This is a genomic window from Mesorhizobium sp. LEGMi-168a (genome assembly GCF_058312955.1).
Window position 1 is genome coordinate 141912 of sequence record NZ_JBZEGV010000001.1, and the last position, 19028, is coordinate 160939.

15 protein-coding genes are annotated in these 19028 nt (G+C 64.3%); 6 read left to right on the plus strand and 9 right to left on the minus strand.

Annotated features, from left to right (window positions below; translation table 11 throughout):
• Nucleotides 1-49: 49 nt before the first annotated feature.
• Nucleotides 50-1378: a citrate synthase gene (gene gltA, locus AC4FWB_RS00730; protein WP_278230534.1), complete on the minus strand. Its 1329-nt coding sequence runs from the start codon at nucleotides 1376-1378 to the stop codon at nucleotides 50-52.
• 182 nt (nucleotides 1379-1560) lie between these two features.
• Entirely contained in the window at nucleotides 1561-2985 is a 1425-nt protein-coding gene (gltX, locus tag AC4FWB_RS00735; protein WP_491023885.1) for a glutamate--tRNA ligase, read from the minus strand.
• A gap of 101 nt (nucleotides 2986-3086) precedes the next feature.
• Between gltX and AC4FWB_RS00740 the strand changes: the two genes are divergently transcribed.
• Nucleotides 3087-5552, plus strand: a complete 2466-nt coding sequence (locus AC4FWB_RS00740) for a ComEC/Rec2 family competence protein (RefSeq protein WP_491023886.1) — start codon at nucleotides 3087-3089, stop codon at nucleotides 5550-5552.
• Here the strand turns inward: AC4FWB_RS00740 and lexA are convergent.
• The 6 genes from lexA to AC4FWB_RS00770 all read right to left on the minus strand — a co-directional run bounded on the left by lexA (nucleotide 5536) and on the right by AC4FWB_RS00770 (nucleotide 11894).
• Entirely contained in the window at nucleotides 5536-6270 is a 735-nt protein-coding gene (lexA, locus tag AC4FWB_RS00745) for a transcriptional repressor LexA (protein ID WP_192245184.1), read from the minus strand. The genes AC4FWB_RS00740 and lexA overlap by 17 nt on opposite strands.
• 116 nt (nucleotides 6271-6386) lie before the next feature.
• On the minus strand, nucleotides 6387-7592 hold the full coding sequence (locus AC4FWB_RS00750) for a molybdopterin molybdotransferase MoeA (protein ID WP_491023887.1): 1206 nt from the start codon (nucleotides 7590-7592) through the stop codon (nucleotides 6387-6389).
• Between the two features lies 1 nt (nucleotide 7593).
• Complete coding sequence (gene moaC, locus AC4FWB_RS00755; protein ID WP_491023889.1) at nucleotides 7594-8073, minus strand: cyclic pyranopterin monophosphate synthase MoaC; 480 nt, start codon at nucleotides 8071-8073, stop codon at nucleotides 7594-7596.
• A gap of 65 nt (nucleotides 8074-8138) precedes the next feature.
• Nucleotides 8139-8990 (minus strand): indole-3-glycerol phosphate synthase TrpC, encoded by an 852-nt coding sequence (gene trpC / locus AC4FWB_RS00760; protein ID WP_491023890.1) that lies wholly within the window; start codon nucleotides 8988-8990, stop codon nucleotides 8139-8141.
• Between the two features lie 4 nt (nucleotides 8991-8994).
• Nucleotides 8995-10005: an anthranilate phosphoribosyltransferase gene (trpD, locus tag AC4FWB_RS00765; RefSeq protein WP_491023891.1), complete on the minus strand. Its 1011-nt coding sequence runs from the start codon at nucleotides 10003-10005 to the stop codon at nucleotides 8995-8997.
• The gene (locus tag AC4FWB_RS00770; RefSeq protein WP_491023892.1) at nucleotides 10002-11894 is read right to left on the minus strand and encodes a SurA N-terminal domain-containing protein; all 1893 of its coding nucleotides are present in this window, start codon (nucleotides 11892-11894) and stop codon (nucleotides 10002-10004) included. Before AC4FWB_RS00770 ends, trpD begins: the two co-directional genes overlap by 4 nt.
• A 144-nt stretch (nucleotides 11895-12038) precedes the next feature.
• Here AC4FWB_RS00770 and tpiA point away from each other — a divergent pair, with 144 nt between their 5' ends.
• The 5 genes from tpiA (at nucleotide 12039) to AC4FWB_RS00795 (ending at nucleotide 17213) form a co-directional block, all read left to right on the plus strand.
• A complete protein-coding gene (tpiA, locus tag AC4FWB_RS00775; protein ID WP_491023893.1) occupies nucleotides 12039-12806 on the plus strand; it encodes a triose-phosphate isomerase in 768 nt (255 codons plus the stop codon).
• A 192-nt stretch (nucleotides 12807-12998) separates the two neighbouring features.
• On the plus strand, nucleotides 12999-13505 hold the full coding sequence (gene secG / locus AC4FWB_RS00780) for a preprotein translocase subunit SecG (protein ID WP_491023894.1): 507 nt from the start codon (nucleotides 12999-13001) through the stop codon (nucleotides 13503-13505).
• A gap of 212 nt (nucleotides 13506-13717) precedes the next feature.
• Nucleotides 13718-14836 carry a L,D-transpeptidase gene (locus tag AC4FWB_RS00785; RefSeq protein ID WP_491023896.1) on the plus strand — a complete coding sequence of 373 codons (1119 nt, stop codon included), beginning with the start codon at nucleotides 13718-13720 and terminating at the stop codon, nucleotides 14834-14836.
• Between the two features lie 171 nt (nucleotides 14837-15007).
• Nucleotides 15008-16645 (plus strand): CTP synthase, encoded by a 1638-nt coding sequence (gene pyrG / locus AC4FWB_RS00790; RefSeq protein ID WP_491023897.1) that lies wholly within the window; start codon nucleotides 15008-15010, stop codon nucleotides 16643-16645.
• A gap of 22 nt (nucleotides 16646-16667) precedes the next feature.
• Nucleotides 16668-17213 (plus strand): DUF1697 domain-containing protein, encoded by a 546-nt coding sequence (locus tag AC4FWB_RS00795; protein ID WP_491023898.1) that lies wholly within the window; start codon nucleotides 16668-16670, stop codon nucleotides 17211-17213.
• A 195-nt stretch (nucleotides 17214-17408) separates the two neighbouring features.
• On the opposite strand, the gene AC4FWB_RS00800 is transcribed toward AC4FWB_RS00795, so the two are convergent.
• Nucleotides 17409-18866, minus strand: a complete 1458-nt coding sequence (locus tag AC4FWB_RS00800; protein ID WP_491023899.1) for an NCS1 family nucleobase:cation symporter-1 — start codon at nucleotides 18864-18866, stop codon at nucleotides 17409-17411.
• Between the last annotated feature and the right edge of the window lie 162 nt (nucleotides 18867-19028).

Consider the following 19028-nt stretch of genomic DNA (forward strand, 5'->3'; position numbering starts at 1 on the left):
AGTGCGCTGCATTCCGCTACCACTCACTACTCCCTATTCACTACTCACTTCATCTCTTCGCAATCGGCACGTAGTCGCGCTCCGTGGCGCCGGTGTAGAGCTGCCGCGGGCGGCCGATCTTCTGGTGCGGATCCTCGATCATTTCCTTCCACTGCGCGATCCAGCCGACGGTGCGGGCGACCGCGAACAGCACGGTGAACATGGTCGTGGGGAAGCCCAGCGCCTTCAGCGTGATGCCCGAATAGAAATCGACGTTCGGATAGAGCTTCTTCTCGATGAAGTAGGAATCGGTGAGTGCGATCTTTTCCAGCTCCATCGCGATGTCGAGCAGCGGATCGTCCTTGATGCCGAGCTCGCCCAGCACCTCATGCGCGGTCTTCTGCATGATCTTGGCGCGCGGATCGTAGTTCTTGTAGACGCGGTGGCCGAAGCCCATCAGGCGGAACGGATCGTTCTTGTCCTTGGCGCGGGCGATGAACTCCGGGATGTGGTCGACATGGCCGATCTCGCCCAGCATGTTGAGGGCTGCCTCATTGGCGCCGCCATGCGCCGGACCCCACAGACAAGCGATGCCGGCGGCGATGCAGGCGAAGGGATTGGCGCCCGACGAGCCGGCAAGTCGCACGGTCGAGGTCGAGGCGTTCTGCTCGTGGTCGGCGTGCAGGATGAAGATGCGCTCCATGGCGCGCGCCAGCACCGGGTTGATCTTGTACTCCTCGCAGGGCACCGCGAAGCACATATGCAGGAAGTTGGCGGCGAAGTTCAGCTCGTTCTTCGGATAAATGAAGGGCTGGCCGATATGGTATTTGTAGGCCATCGCCGCGATCGTCGGCATCTTGGCGATCAGCCGCATCGAGGCGACCATGCGCTGATACGGGTCCGAGATATCGGTCGAGTCATGGTAGAAGGCCGACAGCGCGCCGACCACGCCGCACATGACGGCCATCGGGTGCGCGTCACGGCGGAAGCCGGTGAAGAAACGCGACATCTGCTCATGCACCATGGTGTGGCGCGTCACGCGATAGTCGAAGTCGTCCTTCTGCGCCTTGGTCGGCAATTCGCCATAGAGCAGCAGGTAGCAGACCTCGAGGAAGTCGCCGTGCTCGGCGAGCTGGTCGATCGGATAGCCGCGGTGCAAGAGGATGCCGGCGTCGCCGTCGATGAAGGTGATCGCCGACTCGCAGCTCGCCGTTGACGTGAAGCCCGGATCGTAGGTGAAGGCGCCGGTGGTGCTGTATAGCGCGCCGATGTCGATGACGTCAGGCCCGGTCGAGCCGCTTCGCACCTTGAATTCATGGGTCTTGCCGGCGAGCTCGAGCCTGGCGGTCGACTCATGCGCCTTGCCGCCCGGTTCCAGTTTTGTCGCAGCTTCGCTCATTCTCAAACTCCTTTATGTTTCCTCATGCCGGCAAGGCAATTCCTGCAAACGACACGTCGAAATCACCGGAATGCGCGAACTTACCACCGCATTTTAGGAGGTGCGTGCCAGATTGGGCCAAGGCCTAATGTTGCACTGCGAAACACACCTTTCAATGCCAATCTTCTTGGGCCAGTTCGCTCCTAATCGATTTGATCTCCGATCCGCGCCAGGCTCTCCTGGCGCCCCAAAACGGCAAGCACGTCGAACACGCCGGGCGAGGTGCTCCGGCCGGTGAGCGCGGCTCTCAGCGGCTGGGCGACGGCGCCAAGCTTGTGGCCGCCGGCCTGCGCAAAGTCACGGATCGCAGCTTCCGCGGTCGCGGCGCTCCATTCGCCGGGGATCGCCGCAAGCGCGGCATGAACACCGCTCAGAATGGCGCGCGCGTCACCGCCAAGCAATCCCGCAGCCTTCTCATCAAGCTGCAGGGGGCGCTCCGCGAACAGGAAGGCGGCTCCGTCCACGAGCTCGACCAGCGTCTTCGCGCGCTCCTTGAGGCCGGGCATAGCGGCCAGCAGCTGTGCCTTGCGCCTGTCGTCGAGCTTTGCCGCGAGCGCCGGTCCGCCTTCGAGATAGGGCAAGGTGGCGACGAAGACGTCGAAGAGGGCCTTGTCATCCATCTGACGCATATGCACGCCGTTCAGCGCCTCGAGCTTGGCGAAGTCGAAGCGCGCGGCGCCCTTGTTGACGTCGCCGATGTCGAACCACGAGATCATGTCCTTGATCGACATCACCTCGTCGTCGCCATGGCTCCAGCCGAGCCTGGCCAGATAGTTGAGCAGCGCCTCGGGCAGATAGCCCATGGCGCGATAGGCCTCGACGCCGAGCGCGCCGTGGCGCTTCGACAACTTGGCGCCGTCGGCGCCATGGATCAGCGGGATGTGCGACATCGACGGCACCGCCCAGCCCATGGCGTTGTAGATGACGGTCTGGCGCGCCGCGTTGGTCAGATGATCGTCGCCACGGATGATGTGGGTGACGCCCATGTCATGGTCGTCGACGACGACGGCGTGCATGTAGGTCGGGTTGCCGTCCGAGCGCAGGATGATGAAGTCGTCGAGATCCTTGTTCGGAAAGCGCACCTCGCCCTGCACACGGTCGTGCACGATCGTCTCGCCCTCGGTCGGCGCCTTGATGCGGATGGCGCCCTTGAGGCCGGCAGGCGCCTCGGAGGGGTCACGGTCGCGCCACTGGCCGTTGTAACGCGGCGGCAGTCCCTTGGCGCGCGCTGCCTCGCGCATCGCCTCCAGCTCGGCAGGCGTCTCGTAGCTGTAATAGGCCTTGCCCAGGCGCACGAGCTCCTCGGCCACCTCGCGATGGCGCGGCGCGCGCTCGAACTGCGATACGGCTTCGCCGTCCCAGGAGAGGCCGAGCCAGGTCAGGCCATCCAGGATGGCGGCCGTCGCCGCCTCGGTGGAGCGCTCGCGATCGGTGTCCTCGATGCGCAGCAGCATCGTGCCGCCGGTGTGCTTGGCATAGAGCCAATTGAACAGCGCCGTGCGCGCGCCACCAATGTGCAGGTAGCCGGTGGGCGAGGGGGCAAAACGGGTGACGACCTTGTCGGACATGGAACTCTCAGAGTGGCACTGAAACAGTCGTGGTTGCGCGGACTTTCGCGCGATCGCGGTTCATGTAGCATAGGAGGTCTGGGGCGCAAGGGGCAGACCCGATGGCTGGACGTGGCCGGGGCGCGGAGGAGGGCGAGGGGACGGCGGCTGGCGTCAGCGAGCGCCTGCTGTTTGCCGGCACCGTGCCTGCTGAAGCGACGCCGATTTCGGTTCCGATGCCGCGTCCGGCTGGTGAGATTTTGCCGCCGAACGGCGACGCCTCCTTGCAGCCGCCTGAGCGGGCAATCATCGAGCGGGTCCGCAAGCAGTTCCGCCGTGCCTCTTCTCCCGCGTTTCGTCGGAGCATCGCAACAGCAGCCACCACTGAGCTCGACCGAGGCATCGGCTTCCTGCTGGTTCCGGTGTTCCTGGCCGCCGGTGTGATCTTCTATTTTTCCCTGAACACGGAGCCCGATCTCTACAGGCCGCTGGCGGCGGTAGCGCTGATGGGGGGCTGTGCGGCCATTTCCCGCTCTTGGCCAAAGACGCATCTTCTCTTCATGGCGGCGCTGTTTTGCGCATTGGGCTTTGTCGCCGCGAAGGTCGAGACATGGCGGACCGCAACGCCAATGCTCGGCTCCGAGATCCAGACGCGGCTGACGGGGCGCGTCGTCATCGTCGAGGAAATGGCCAATGGCCGTGTGCGGCTGACCATCGACCTCATCTCGACCGCGCATCCGACGCTGCGCTACGCGCCGGATCGCGTCAGGCTCTCGGCACGCAGGATTCCGCCCGACATGAAGGCAGGGTCTCTGGTGACAGGCTATGCACGGCTCTTGCCGCCGACCGGACCGGTCCGCCCCGAAAGTTATGACTTTTCCTTCGACAGCTATTTTTCCGGCATTGGCGGTAGCGGATTTTTCCTCGGCGACCCGAAAGTCGTTTCGACAACCGATCCGGCCACTGAGGCGAGCATCGCCTCGGCGATCGAGAACGCGCGCGAAAACATTGCCGACCACATCAGAAGCACCGTCGGCGGACCCGAAGGCGAGATTGCCGCGGCGCTGATCGTCGGCGTTCGCGCCGGCATCCCCGAAGACATCAATGAGGCGATGCGGCGGACCGGCATCTACCACATCATCTCGATTTCAGGCCTGCACATGGCGCTGGTCGCCGGCACGATCATGCTCCTGCTGCGCGGCGCCTTCGCGTTGTTTCCGGATTTTTCCTCGCGGCGCCCGGTGAAGAAATATGCAGCGGCCATCGCGCTTATCTCGATCGCCGCCTATCTCGTCATCTCCGGCGTGGTTGTCGCCGCCGAGCGAAGCTTCATCATGCTGGCCGTGATGCTTGTCGCCGTGCTCTTCGACCGCGCGGCGCTGACGATGCGCAACCTGGCGATCTCGGCCATCGCCGTCATCCTTGTGTCGCCACATGAAGTGGTCGGTCCAAGCTTTCAGATGTCGTTTGCCGCGACCGCTGCCCTAGTCGGCGCCTATGCTGGCTGGGCCGACTACCGCGCCGACAAAGTGAGAGCGCCGCCGGCAAAGCGTTCGTTCCTGCGGTTCCTGTCGCGAAAGCTGGCGGTCGGAGCGGGTGGCGCCGCCATGACGTCGATCATTGCCGGAAGTGCTACGGCGCTGTTTGCCATCTGGCATTTCCAGCGCGTCTCGCCGCTCAGCTTATTGGCCAATCTGGCGATCATGCCGATCGTCACCGTCGTGATGTTCCTTGCCGTCGCCAGCGCGATCATGATGCCGTTCGGCTTCGACGGGCCTTTCCTCTATTTGATGGGCAAGGGTCTGACGGCAATGATCGCGATCTCGGCGTGGATTTCGCAATGGTCGCCGGTCGACGCCGTGGGGCTGATCTCGATCCAGTCGGTGCTGCTGGCGACCATCGCGCTCGTCATCGCCACCATGGCGACCACCTGGCTCAGGCTGGCGGCCGTTCCTTTCGCTCTGGCAAGCCTGTTGACGATCCCGCAGGTGCGCACGCCGGACCTGCTGATCTCCGAGGACGCACATCTGGTGGCCATGCCGATCGGCGGCGGCGAGCTCGCCGTCAACCGTGCCCGCTCCAACGAATTCACCACTGACAACTGGAAACGTGCGCTCAAGGCCGAAGCAATCGTGCCGCCAGAGACCTTCGCCGAAGGCGCGCTGGACATCGCCGACCCTGTCGACCTGCCGCCGGGGTCGCCGTTCTATTGCACCGGTGATCTCTGCATTGGCCGGCATCCGTCCGGCGCGATCGTCGCTTTGGCCGAGAATCGCGACAGTGCCAGGCCGGCCTGCGGCTTCGCCGACCTCATCGTCATCAACGACGCCACGGCCTATAATCCTTGCCGCGACCCGCGAGTCCTCGTCGTCACCAAGCGCCAGCTCGCACGTGACGGCAGTGCCGCCGTCTTCTTCGATCCGCAATCGGCAACGGCGCGGCCGGCCATTCGATATGCCGTCGAAAAGCCATATCGGCCTTGGCACGAGCAGCGAAAGTACTCACGTGAGGCAAGAGGCCTGCCGCCTTACCAGCGGCCTGAGAAGACCGATACGAAGCCGCCACAACCACTCAGTAGCGGCGGATGAGCCCGACCAGCTTGCCCTGAACCTTGACGCGGTCGGGACCGAAGATGCGGGTCTCATAGGCCGGATTGGCGGCCTCGAGCGCGATCGAGGCGCCCTTGCGGCGGAAGCGCTTGAGCGTCGCTTCCTCATCGTCGACCAGCGCCACCACGATCTCGCCCGGGCTCGCGGTATTGGCGTTGCGGATGATCACGGTATCGCCGTCGAAGATGCCGGCCTCGATCATCGAGTCGCCCTTGACTTCGAGCGCGTAGTGCTCGCCGCCCGCGATCATGTCCGGCGGCACTGTGATCGAATGCGTCTGGTGCTGGATGGCGTCGATCGGCACGCCGGCGGCGATGCGGCCCATCACCGGAATGGACACGGCCGAAACGGCATCGTCGTCATTGCTGGGCGTTGGCGTGCGCGAGGGCGCTGCCGGCTTGATCTGCCGGCCGAGATTGCCTTGGCCGCCCTGGATGACGCTCGGCGAAAACTTCTTCGCCGCGTTCAGGCCGGGCGCTATCGAATCTGGCAGCCGCAGAACTTCAAGGGCCCGCGCCCTGTTCGGCAGCCGGCGAATGAAGCCGCGCTCTTCCAACGCCGTGATCAGCCGATGGATGCCCGACTTCGAGGCAAGGTCGAGCGCCTCCTTCATCTCGTCGAAAGATGGCGGAATACCGCTTTCCTTGAGCCGTTCGTGAATGAACATCAGAAGTTCATGTTGTTTGCGCGTCAGCATGGCAACCCCCAGCGGGTCCTGAAACCAGAATCAGAAAACAAACCCAGAACAAACACTATCTGTTCCAGTTGTGTTCCGCAACCGTTTAAAGTTTAGTGAATGTGTTGACGTTTTGTTCAGCGTAACATCAGAACGCTGCATTCGGCGCCCGCTTCCGCTGCCGGGGCGAAGGGCTCGCGCACGATCAGGCCATTGGCGTTGGCCAGCGTCCTCAACATCGACGAATCCTGAATGCTAAACGGTGTCGCGACCAGCTGTCCGGCGTCCTCGCGCACGGCGGCCCGCACATAGTCTTGCCGGAGATCATTGGCGTGCATAGCGGCAGCCAATCGCGCGGTGCGGATGTCCTGCCGATGATCGCGGCCGCCCAGCCGTGCCAGAAGCGGCTTCAGGAACAATTGCGAGCAGACAAGGCTTGCCACCGGATTGCCGGGCAGGCCGATGCAGCGGATGTTGCCAAGCCGGCCAAACATCAACGGTTTGCCGGGGCGCATGGCGATCTTCCAGAAATCGAGCCGCATGCCTTCGCCGGTCAGCACGTCGTGGATCAGGTCGTGATCACCAACCGAGGCGCCACCGAGCGTCACGATGACATCAGCGCCAGCCTCGACTGCTTTCTTGACCAAGGCCGCGATTGCGTCGTGGCGGTCGGCCGCGATGCCGAGGTCGAGCGCGCGCGCCCCAACCGACTGGGCCGTAGCTGTGACGCCATAGGCATTGGACGAGATGATCTGGTCGGGGCCGAGCGCGCTGCCTGGGGGCAGCAGTTCATCGCCCGTGGCGATGATGGCGACCAGCGGCTGCCGCACCACGGTAAGGCTCGGATGATTGGCCGACGCCGCCAGCGAAAGCGCCGCCGGATCGAGCAGCCGGTCTTTTTCCAAGAGAACGTCGCCTTGCAAGAAGTCGAGGCCGGCTCGGCGGATGTTGCGTCCTGCGGACGTCGGTTCGGTCACCTCGATCCGGCCGCCGCCGAGGTCGCGGACATTCTCCTGGATGACGATCGTGTCGGCGCCTTCGGGCACGGGCGCACCGGTGAAGATGCGCACGGCCTCGCCCTTGCCGACAATGCCGGTAAAGCCGCGCCCCGCCGGCGCCATGCCGATCACCGAAAGCCGCGCCGGCGCCGAGGCCACGTCCGCAAAGTGTGCGGCATAGCCATCCATGGCCGAAGCGTTGAAGGGCGGCTGGGTGCGCAGCGCCAACACCGGTTCGGCCAGCACCCGGCCGGCCGCATCGGCCAGCGGCACGCTTTCGCCTGGCAGCGCAGTCGCGCCGTCCAGCAGGCGCTCGAGCGCCTCGGCGACCGGAAGCAGCGCCATCTTAGGAGCCCGCCTTGTAGTCGCCCGACTTGCCGCCGGTCTTCTCGACCAGCCTGATGCCGGAAATCACCATGGCGCGATCCGCCGCCTTGGCCATGTCGTAGATGGTGAGGCAGGCGACCGACGCCGCGGTCAGCGCCTCCATCTCCACGCCCGTCTTGCCGGTGACGCGGGCAAGCGCTGTGACCTTCAGGCCGGGGAGCGCGCGATCGGGCTCGATATCGACCGCAACCTTGGTCAGAAGCAGCGGGTGGCAGAGCGGAACGAGCTCATGTGTCTTCTTGGCCGCCATGATGCCGGCGATGCGCGCGGTGCCCAGCACGTCGCCCTTCTTGGCGTCGCCGGCCAGGATCATCTCCAGCGTTTCCGGCCGCATGGCGACAAAACCTTCGGCGATCGCCGTGCGCGTCGTCTCGGCCTTGTCGCCGACATCGACCATGTTGGCTTCGCCCTTGGCGCCAAGATGGGTGAGGGCGGCCATCTCAGATGGCCTTAGAGCGACGTGCGTCCGCTTGGATGCACAAAGTACGCTCTAACACTTTGAATCTATGCATCGTGCCCTCCGAAAATCGGAATCGATTTTCGGGCCGATGCATTGGCCGGCGCCTTGCCCGTCAGCAGCAGCTCAGTCGCGGCGGCCACATCGGCCTGCCGCATCAGGCTCTCGCCGACGAGGAAGGTGCCGATCTTGCTCTTCTCCAGCCGGCGGCAGTCCTGATGGGTGAAGATGCCGCTCTCGCTGACCAGCAGCCGGTCGGGCGGCACCATCGCCGCAAGCCGCTCGGAAACATCGAGGCTGGTCTCGAATGTCCGCAAATCGCGGTTGTTGATGCCGATCAGCCGTGACGAGAGGCGAAGCGCGCGCTCCATTTCCTTCTCGTCATGCACCTCGATCAGCGCGTCCATGCCGAGCTCGAATGCCGTCGCTTCGAGCTCGCGGGCTAGAGCGTCGTCGACGCTTGCCATGATGATGAGGATCGCGTCCGCGCCCCAGGCCCGTGCCTCGTGGACCTGGTACGGGTCGAAAAGGAAATCCTTGCGCAAAGCGGGCAGGCCGACGGCGGCGCGCGCGGCGGTCAGGAATGCGGGCGCCCCCTGGAAGGACGGAGCGTCGGTCAACACCGAAAGGCAGGCAGCACCGCCTTGCTGGTAGGCCCTGGCGAGCGCCGGCGGATCGAAGTCGGCGCGGATCAACCCCTTGGAAGGGCTTGCCTTCTTGATCTCGGCGATCAGCGCGAAGCCGCCGGCCTTCCGCTTGGCCTCGAGTGCCGCGAGGAAGCCGCGCGGCGGCTCCGCATCCTTCGCCTTCGCCTTGATATCGGCAAGCGGCACGCCGAGCTTCGCCGCGGCGATCTCTTCGCGCTTATAGGCTTCGATCTTGCGCAGGATATCGGACACAGTTCTAACCGTTCGAAATCTCGATGAGCTTGTCGAGCACCGCGAGCGCCCGGCCGCTGTCGATGGCCTGTGCGGCTGCTTCGATGCCGTCGGCGAGCGTCGTCGCCTTGCCCGCCACCACCAGGCCAGCGCCGGCATTCATGAGCACGGTGTCGCGATAGGCGCCGGCAGCACCGCCCAGCATATCGCGCAACGCCTTGGCATTATACGCCGCGTCGCCGCCGCGCAGCTCTTCTTTGCTGTGCCGCTTCAGGCCCACCGCTTCCGGGGTGAGCGTGAAGCTGCGGATCTCGCCGCCGGCGAGCTCGGCAACTTGAGTCTCGCCGGTGGTGGTGATCTCGTCGTAACCGTCGCCGTGCACGACCCAGGCGTGATCGGCGCCAAGCGCCTTCAGCGTCTCGGCCACCGGCATGATCCATTCCGGCAGGAAGACGCCGACCATCTGGCGGCTGACGCCGGCCGGATTGGACAGCGGTCCGAGCAGGTTGAAAATGGTGCGGGTGCCGAGCTCGCCGCGGATCGGGCCGACATGCTTCATCGCAGGGTGATGCGCCGGCGCGAACATGAAGCCGACGCCGGCCTCGTGGATGCAGCGGCCGATCGTCTCCGGCGAGATGTCGATCTTGACGCCGAGCGCCGTCAGCACGTCGGCCGAGCCGGTCAGCGAGGATAGGCCGCGATTGCCGTGCTTGGCGACCGGAACCCCGGCCGCCGCGATGACGAAGGCCGAGGCTGTGGAGATGTTGACCGAGTGCGAGTTGTCGCCGCCGGTGCCGACGATGTCGATGGCGCCCTGCGGGGCTTCGACGCGCAGCATCTTGGCGCGCATCGTGGCGACCGCGCCGGAAATCTCGCTCACCGCCTCGCCGCGCACGCGCAGCGCCATCAGGAAACCGCCGATCTGGCCCGGCGTCGCGTCGCCCGACATGATGATGTCGAAGGCCTCGCGTGCTTCCTCGAAGGAGAGCGCGCTACCGGTGGCGACCTTGGCTATGTGTGTCTTGAGAGCGCTCATCGGGTCTGTGCCTGGGAAACGGCGGCCGGATCGATGCGAACGTCATACTGCGACTGCAGTTGCGCCACCAGCTGGTCGAGCAGGTCGTCGGACATGCCGGCGCTGAAGGATTTCTGCGCATCGTCCGGAACCGAGCTGCTATCGGCGCCGGCCGGCTCGAAGACTTCGGCGACCTTGAACAGGATCTGGCCGTCGCCGGTGGGCGAGGGGATCAGGCCCGTGCCGCCTTCGCCGACGCCGAACATGGCCGCGGCACCTTCCTTGCCGAAGTCGGCATCATCGGCTTCGCGCTTGAGGCCGCGCTTGGTCTGCTTCTCGAGCTTCAGCTCGCCCGCAATCACGTCGAGCGTCGTGCCGGCCTTCAGGCGCTTTTCCAGCTCCCCAGCCTTCGTGTCGAGCCGCTTGTCGGTCTCGGCGGCCGTCCAGTCGGCCGCGACCTTCTGGCGAACCTCGTCCAGCGTGCGGTCGCGCGCCGGCGTGATCGACTGGTCCTCGTAGAAAACGAAGCCGTTGTCGGCGGTGGTCAGGCCTTCGTTTTCCTGGTTCGGCTCGGCCTCGAAGACCGCCTTGATGAGATCGGCCGATTGCGGCAGGTCGTTGACGATCGTGCCGTCCGGCCGCTGGCCGGTGCGGTCGATGGCGTCGATGGTGACCACCTTGAGCTTCAGCTTTTCGGCCGCCTGGGCAAGCGAGGCGCCCGACGCGCGGGTGTCCTCGTAACTGTCATGCACGTCGAGCAGGATGCGGCTAGCCTCGCCGAGCGCCAGGTCCTTGCGGATCTGATCCGACACTTCCGAGAGCGGCTTCACCACTTGCGGCTTGATCTCGGTGACGCGCAGCAGCACCGGGCCGAAAGCGCCCTGAACCACCGGGCTGACCTCGTTGGCGTTGAGCGAGAAGGCCGCGTCGGCCACCGCCTTGTCGGCGATCTTGTCCTTGGCCAGCGTGCCGAGCAGCGTATCGGCCTGGGTCTTGCCCTCGGCGGTGACGATCTTATCGAAGGTGGCGCCGGTCTTCAGGGAATCATAGGCCGCCTTGGCCGCATCCGGCGTCTTGAACACCAGCTGTTCGATGGTGCGCATTTCAGGCGTGGTGTAGCGCGCCTTGTTCTTGTTGTAGTCGTCGGCGACTTGGCTGTCGGTCACCGCCGTCGGGTCCATGATGTCCTGCGGCTCCAACCGGATATAGGAGAATTTGCGGTATTCCGGCGCGGCGTAGTTCTTCTTGTTGGCTTCGAAATAGGTTTTCAGCGCGCTGTCGGACGGCGCCTCGATCGGCTGCACCAATGTCTTCGGCAGCACGAGATAGTCGATCGTGCGGTCCTCGCCGCGATAGAGCGCGACCGCCTTCAGGAAGGTCTGCGGCGCCTTGAGACCGTCGGAAATCGCCTCGACGATCTGCTGGCGCACCGCCACCTGCGAGCGGTTCCTGAGATAGTCCTCCGGCCGCATGCCTACCTGGCGAAGCAGATATTCGAAGGTCCTGCGGTCGAACTGGCCGCCCGGGCCCTTGAAAGCCGGATCCTCGCGCGTCAGCTCGGCCAGACGGTCCTTGGAAAGGCCGAGCCCGAGCTTGCGGGCTTGCTCGTCGAGCACGGCGCCCGAAACGAGCTGCGCCAGAACCTGGTTGTCGATGCCGAGCAGCCTGGCCTGCTCCTGCGTGATGCGCTGGCCATATTGCTGCGACAAAAGGTTGATCTGGCGATCGTAGGCGAGGCGGTACTCGTTGATCGAAACCGTCGTGCCGCCTGCAGTGATCACGGAATGATGGCCCGCCAAGCTTCCCGACAAGCGCCCGGAAATACCCCAGACGGCAAAGCTCACCACCAGCAGGGACAGCAACGCCTTCGCGACCCAGGTGCCCGCCGCGCTTCTCAATAAACCAAGCATGCCTACTTCCGATTTATGCGCATTTTCGCATGCGCCGAGTCTGAAACAAGCGCAATAGCGTCCTTCCGGGCCACTGTCGATTGCTTTGTGGCCTGATTTTGGTAGTGAGGGCGCTGCCTTATGTCGCCTGGAGAACCCGACCCTATGACCCCTGGAATCCGTCCGCTCGTCGCCGGCAACTGGAAAATGAACGGCACCAGCGCCTCGCTCAACGAGTTGAGGATGATCGGCAACGGTTTCATGAGCGGGCTCGATGCGGAGACGGAAGCGCTGGTCTGCGTGCCGGCGACCTTGCTTCACCAGGCTGCCGAGATCCTTTCGCGCACGCCCGTTCGCGCCGGCGGCGAGGATTGCCATCCCAAGGAGAGCGGCGCCTATACCGGCTGCATTTCGGCCGAGATGCTGAAGGATGCCGGAGCCAGCCACGTCATCGTCGGCCATTCCGAACGCCGCGAGCAGGGCGGGGAAGACGACGCTATAGTCCATGCCAAGGCGTCGGCGGCCTGGCGGGCAGGGCTGGTGGCCATCATCTGCATCGGCGAGACGCGCGCCGAGCGCGAGGCAGGCGCGACGCTCGATATCCTGTCGCGCCAGCTTGACGGTTCCGTGCCGCCGAGCGCCACCGCCGCCAACACCATCATTGCCTATGAGCCGGTCTGGGCCATCGGCACCGGCCTGACGCCGACCGCGGCCGACGTCGCCGAGGCCCATGCGCATATCCGCGGCAAGCTCACCGCGCTGCTCGGCGATGCCGCAGCCAAGATGCGCATTCTCTATGGCGGTTCGGTCAAGCCGTCCAATGCGGTGGAACTGCTTGGCGTCGAGAATGTCGATGGCGCGCTGGTCGGCGGCGCAAGCCTGAAGGCGGCCGATTTCCTCGCCATCGCGGAAGCCTATATGAATATCTCATAGCCGCGGGCGCTCAGCCGGAGCGGCAGGGACGCGAAGCAAAGCGCTGCACGGGCTGGCCAAATCGTTGCAATGGCCGCATTGCTTCCCATATTCCCGGCCACGGGCTTGGAAATGCCGCCAAAGCATTGTAAGGAGCCGCCTCCAAATCACCGGTCGTATGCGCGGCCGCGCAAGGCCTCGCCAGGATAAATTATGGAAACCGTACTGATCGTCATCCACCTTATGGTCGTGCTCGCCCTTGTCGGCGTGGTGCTGCTGCAGCGCTCCGAAGGCGGCGGTCTCGGCATTGGCGGTGGTTCCGGTTTCATGACGGCGCGGGGTGCCGCCAACGCTCTGACCCGCGCGACGGCGATCCTGGCTGCGGCGTTCTTCGTAACCTCGCTCGCCCTGTCCATCATAGCCCGCTACGGCGAGAGGCCGATCGACATCCTCGACCGGCCGGCGGCAACGGACAATGCGGGTAAGGGCGTGCTAAACAAACTTCCGGGCGCTAACGGCCCCGTGGGCACCTCGCAGCCGGCCGCGCCGGCCGGCGGCACGACCCCGTCGAGCGGTACGACCACTACTCCGCTTTCGAATGGCGGCACCACCACGGCTCCAGCCACCGCTCCCGCCACCCCGGCGCCGGCGAATCCGACCGCGCCGCCGGCCACCAATGGCGTCACCTTGCCGGTCACTCCGCAGGTTCCGAACCAGTAGCCGGACAAGCATTGCCGCCGCGATCTGTTGTTCTTTGAACACAGTCGCGGCAAATGCGGCTTGATCACGAAGATTCAACCAAACGTAGCGCGTCGCTCAGCTTGAGCGGTGCGCGGCTAATCGATTATAGATTGCGCGCGGCACTTTTCGGCGTCCTTGGGGGGCGCCGGGCGACGCCGTGGGCAACTAGCATAGAAAATCGGATCTTCGCCATGCAGCTTCGCAGCTTCATCCTTTTGGGATTCTGTGCCGTATTCGGCATGGGGTCCGCGGCCTTTGCCTCACCGGCAAACCTGGCCGCTTCGCCGTCGGTCGAGAAGACCGACGCTATTCCCGTCGCAGCCAAGAGCGACGCATCGCAGCTGAAGCTTCTCAAGAAGAAGAAAAACCCAACCTCGGACGACCTCGCCCAGATCAGCAAGCTCGAGGCCAAGATCGCGGCCGACAAGGAAGCCGCCAAGGCCAAGGCGCTCGAAGCTCGCAAGATGGCGATGCGCGAGGCGGCCAAGGCCAAGGCCGACGCGGCCCGTCAGGAATGGCTTGCCAAGAAGGGTACGTCGGCGGAAGTGGCCGATGCCAGGCCGGTGAAGAAGACCGTCAAGATCATCGCGCCGCTTGAGCCGCTGGCCCCGATCGCGCCGCTCCAGACCGAGGAGCCCATCCCGGCCGAGGCCATGAACATCACGGCCACCGGCAACAACGGTGAGCTGCGCAGCGAGCAGCCCGGGCAGAAGCAAACGGAAAGCGGCGGGCTGTTCGCCGGGCTCTTTGGCGGCCAGTCGGTAAGCTCGATCAGCTATCTGCCCGAAACCCGCGCTCTCGATTCGGCTCTCGCCAAGAAGGACGCCAAAAGGCCGTTCAAGGTGAAGCCGGAATTCGTGCCGCAGGACGTCACCTTCACCGGCTATGAGCCGGGGACCATCGTCATCGACACCAGCGCCCGCCGTCTCTACCTCGTCGAGAGCTTTTCGACAGCGCGCCGCTATGCCATCGCGGTCGGCCGCGAAGGCCTGCAGTTCAAGGGTACCGTCGCCGTCGGCGACAAGCAGGAATGGCCGCGCTGGATCCCGACGCTCGACATGCAGAAGCGCGAGCCGAAGCACTATGGCCAGTACAAGGACGGCATGCCCGGCGGCGGCGAGAACCCGCTCGGCGCGCGCGCCATCTATCTCTATGACGGCAAGAAGGACACGCATCTGCGCATCCACGGCACCATTGCGCCAAACTCGATCGGAACCAGCGCTTCCAACGGCTGCTTCCGGATGATCAACGAGCACGTCATGGACCTCTACAGCCGCGTCAAGATCGGCACCAAGGTTGTTATTATATAACAACCAGTCGTTATTATCTGACGCGTTCAATCAAACTGCCGAAAGGGCCGGCACCGCCGGCCCTTTCGTTTTGACTGCCATTTCCTTGCCCTTCCGGGCGTCGCGCCATTTTGGGAAAAAGCCTTCGCGGCGGTTTTTTCTCTGGCGGAATCAATCAGGCCGCGTTAAGCGATGACTCCCATGGCGCGATATGTATTCATCACAGGCGGCGTGGTTTCCTCGCTCGGAAAAGGCATAGCCGCAGCAGCTCTTGGGGCTCTCCTGCAAGCGCGAGGCTATCGCGCGCGGATCAAAAAGCTCGACCCTTACCTCAATGTCGACCCCGGAACGATGTCGCCGTATCAGCATGGCGAAGTGTTCGTCACCGACGACGGCGCCGAGACCGATCTCGATCTCGGCCACTATGAGCGCTTCACCGGCCGCTCGGCCAACCAGCAGGACAACATCACCACCGGCCGCATCTACAAGAACATCATCGAGCGCGAGCGGCGCGGCGACTATCTCGGCGCCACCGTGCAGGTGATCCCGCACGTCACCGACGAGATCAAGCATTTCGTCCTCGACGGCAATGACGACTACGATTTTGTCCTGTGCGAGATCGGCGGCACGGTCGGCGACATCGAGGCGATGCCGTTCCTGGAGGCGATCCGCCAGCTCGGCAACGACCTGCCGCGCAACAACGCGGTCTATGTGCATCTGACGCTGATGCCCTACATCCCGACGGCCGGCGAGTTGAAGACCAAGCCGACACAGCATTCGGTCAAGGAATTGCGCGGCATCGGCATCGCACCCGACATCCTTTTGGTGCGCGCCGACCGGCCGATCCCCAAGGAGGAGCGCCGAAAGCTCTCGCTGTTCTGCAACGTGCGCGAAAGCGCCGTCATCCAGGCGCTCGACGTGCCGCATATCTATGACGTGCCGATGGCCTACCACCAGGAGGGGCTGGATTCGGAAGTGCTCGCCGCCTTCGGTATCGACCCGGCGCCGAAGCCGCGCATGGAGCCGTGGCAGGCGCTCTCCAACCGCATCCACAATCCGGAAGGCGAGGTGACGATTGCGGTCGTCGGTAAGTACACAGGGCTGAAGGACGCCTATAAATCGCTGATCGAGGCGCTCTCGCATGGCGGCCTCGCCAACCGTGTCAAGGTCAAGCTCGACTGGATCGAGAGCGAGATTTTTGAGAAGGAAGATCCGACGCCGTGGCTGGAAAAGGTTCACGGCATCCTCGTTCCCGGCGGTTTCGGCGAACGCGGCTCGGAAGGCAAGATTCTCGCCGCGAAATTCGCGCGCGAGCGCAAGGTGCCTTACTTCGGCATCTGCTTCGGCATGCAGATGGCCTGCATCGAGGCGGCGCGGTCGCTGGCCGGCGTCGAGCATGCGTCGTCGACCGAGTTCGGCCCGACCGGGGAGCCGGTCGTCGGCCTGATGACCGAGTGGTTGAAGGGCAACATGCTGGAGAAACGCAGGGCGACCGGCGACCTCGGCGGCACCATGCGGCTCGGCGCCTATCAGGCTGAGCTCGCAAAGGGTTCCAAGATCGCCGATATCTATGGCGACACGCAGATTTCCGAGCGCCACCGGCATCGCTATGAGGTCAACGTCGACTACAAGCAACGGCTCGAGGAATGCGGGCTGGTCTTTGCCGGCATGTCACCCGACGGCGTGCTGCCGGAGACGGTCGAATATCCCGACCATCCTTGGTTTATCGGCGTGCAGTACCATCCGGAATTGAAGAGCCGGCCGCTCGAACCGCACCCGCTGTTCGCGAGCTTCATCTCGGCTGCGGTGGAACAGTCGCGGCTCGTTTGAGCCGTTCGCTGGCGGATCAGCCATGCAGACCTACGTCGCGCTGCTCTACAGCATTCTCCTCGGCGAGGGGCGGCGGGTCGTCATGTCGGACCTCAAGGCGATGGCCGAAGGCCTCGGGCTGAAGAATGTCCGCACGCTGGTGGCGACCGGCAATCTGGTCTTCGAGGCGCGGACGACCAAAATTTCCGATCTGGAGCGGCGACTGGAAAAGGCGTTCGAAGAGACCTTCAGCCGCCATGTCGACATCATCGTGCGCGGTGCCGAGGACTGGCTGAAGCTTACGGCCGGCAATCCGTTTCCGGCCGAGTCCGCGGCCGCTGGCGACCAGGTCGCCGTGCGCGTCATGCGCGAGCCTGCGCCGACGGATGCCCTATCAGCGCTTCAGGCCCGTGCCGCCGAGGACGAGAAGGTGCTTTTGGTCGACGGCGATATCTGGCTCGTCTTTTCGCGCCAGCGGCCGAGCTCGCGGCTGCTCGCGGCCGCCAGTCACAAGCGCATGGGGACAGGCACCTCGCGCAACTGGAACACGGTGCGCAGGCTGGCCGAGATGGTGGGAAAACACGACTGACCTTCTCCCCTTGTGGGAGAAGGTGGATCGGCGCGCAGCGCCGAGACGGATGAGGGGTGTTGGAAGGATCGCGGCGCTGAAAATCAAAGGATTATAAGCGCTTACTCCCCAACGCCCCACTTCGTCCAACACCCCTCATCCGACCTCGCTTCGCGAGGCCACCTTCTCCCACAAGGGGAGAAGGGGGAGACCAGTTCAAGCCTTGACTGTCCGCGCACCCGCACCAAGCGCCATGGTGCGCAGCACGTAGTAGACGGCGCCTGCGATCGCCACGCCGAAGAACCAGCCATATACGCCCCACCAGGAGGGCAGCCAGCTGGTGAAGTTCGGCAGGATCGAGGAGAAGATCGCGCCGAAGCCGGCGGCGATGAAGGCGTTGACGTGCCAGCCCCCCTGGAAGCGGAACTCGCCGTCTTCGCGGTAGAGCGCCTCGACATCGACCTCGCTTTTGCGGATCAGGTAATAGTCGACCATCATCACGCCGAAGATCGGCCCCATCGTCGCGCCGATGATGTTGACGAAGGAAGCAGCACTGCCTTCCCAAGGCGCGAAGGGATAGAGCACAAGCGCGATAAGTGCTGCGATGTAGCCGCCCTTCTTGAAGTCGATCTGGCGCGGGAAGACGTTGGAGAAGTCGAAGGCCGGCGAGACGAAGTTCGCCACGACGTTGATGCCGAGCGTCGCCACCGCGAAGGTCAGCGCCGCGAGAGCCGCCAGGAACCAGCTGTCGAACTTGGCCGAGATCTGGTCGGGATGCAGCAGCACCTCGTGATAGACGTCGTAGGCGGCGATCGTGGTGACGCCGGCGACCAGCGAGAACAGGATGAGGTTGACCGGCAGGCCCCAGATGTTGCCCTTGCGCAGCGATGCCTTGTCGGGCGCATAGCGGGCAAAGTCGCAGAAGTTGAGGTAGAGCGCCGAGAAATAGGTCACCCAGATCGCCGCCACCGCGAACAGCGCGGTCCACGATCCCGGCTCGCCGGGCACCCCAGCGTCCTTGGTCTTGTCGAGCAGCACGTCCATCGGGATGTCGCTGGTGAAGGCGAAGGTGCCCGCCTTCACGCAGAGATAGATCGCCAGAATCAGCATCATGACCCACACGGCGGGGCCGGCCCAATCCTGGAAGCGGCGCACCGTTTCCATGCCCTTCTGGATGATCAGGAGCTGTAGCGCCCAGATGACGACGAAGCAGATCACTTCCAGGGTGGAATGGCCAAGGAGGTGCGAGGTTTGGTTGAATTCATTGAACCATGGCAGCCGCGTCAGCAGCGCGACGATCGCGCCCGATGCCGCGGCCGTCTGCGCGCCGTACCAGAAGCAGGCGACGACGGCGCGCACCAGCGCCGGGATGTTGGCGCCCCAGATGCCGAAAGAGGCGCGGGCGAGCACGGGGTAGGGAACGCCGGTCTTCACGCCGGCATAGCCGACAAGGTTCATCAGGAAATAGATGATCAGCGAGCCGATGCCGATGGCGATGATGAAGTTGACGAAGCCGCCGCAGAACAGGAACAGACTTGCGGCGAGATAGTAGCCCCAGAGGCTGTGGACGTCGGACGTCCAGACGTTGAAGATCGAAAACGGTCCCCAGTTCCTGACCGTTGCCGGAGCCAGATCCTCGTTGTAGAGGCCGGGCGATGCACCTTGTATGGCCATTGCAAGTGTTCCCCTTTTGCAAAACGCGCCCTCACGCGTTAACCGTGGAGGTTAAGCCTGCCGCAGGGGAACCGGCAAGCGACCCATTTGCCGGCTTTCACCTTAAAGACATTCAATGAGAATCGCCGTTATCGCTTGGCGCGAGCTTGCGTCATGGCTTAG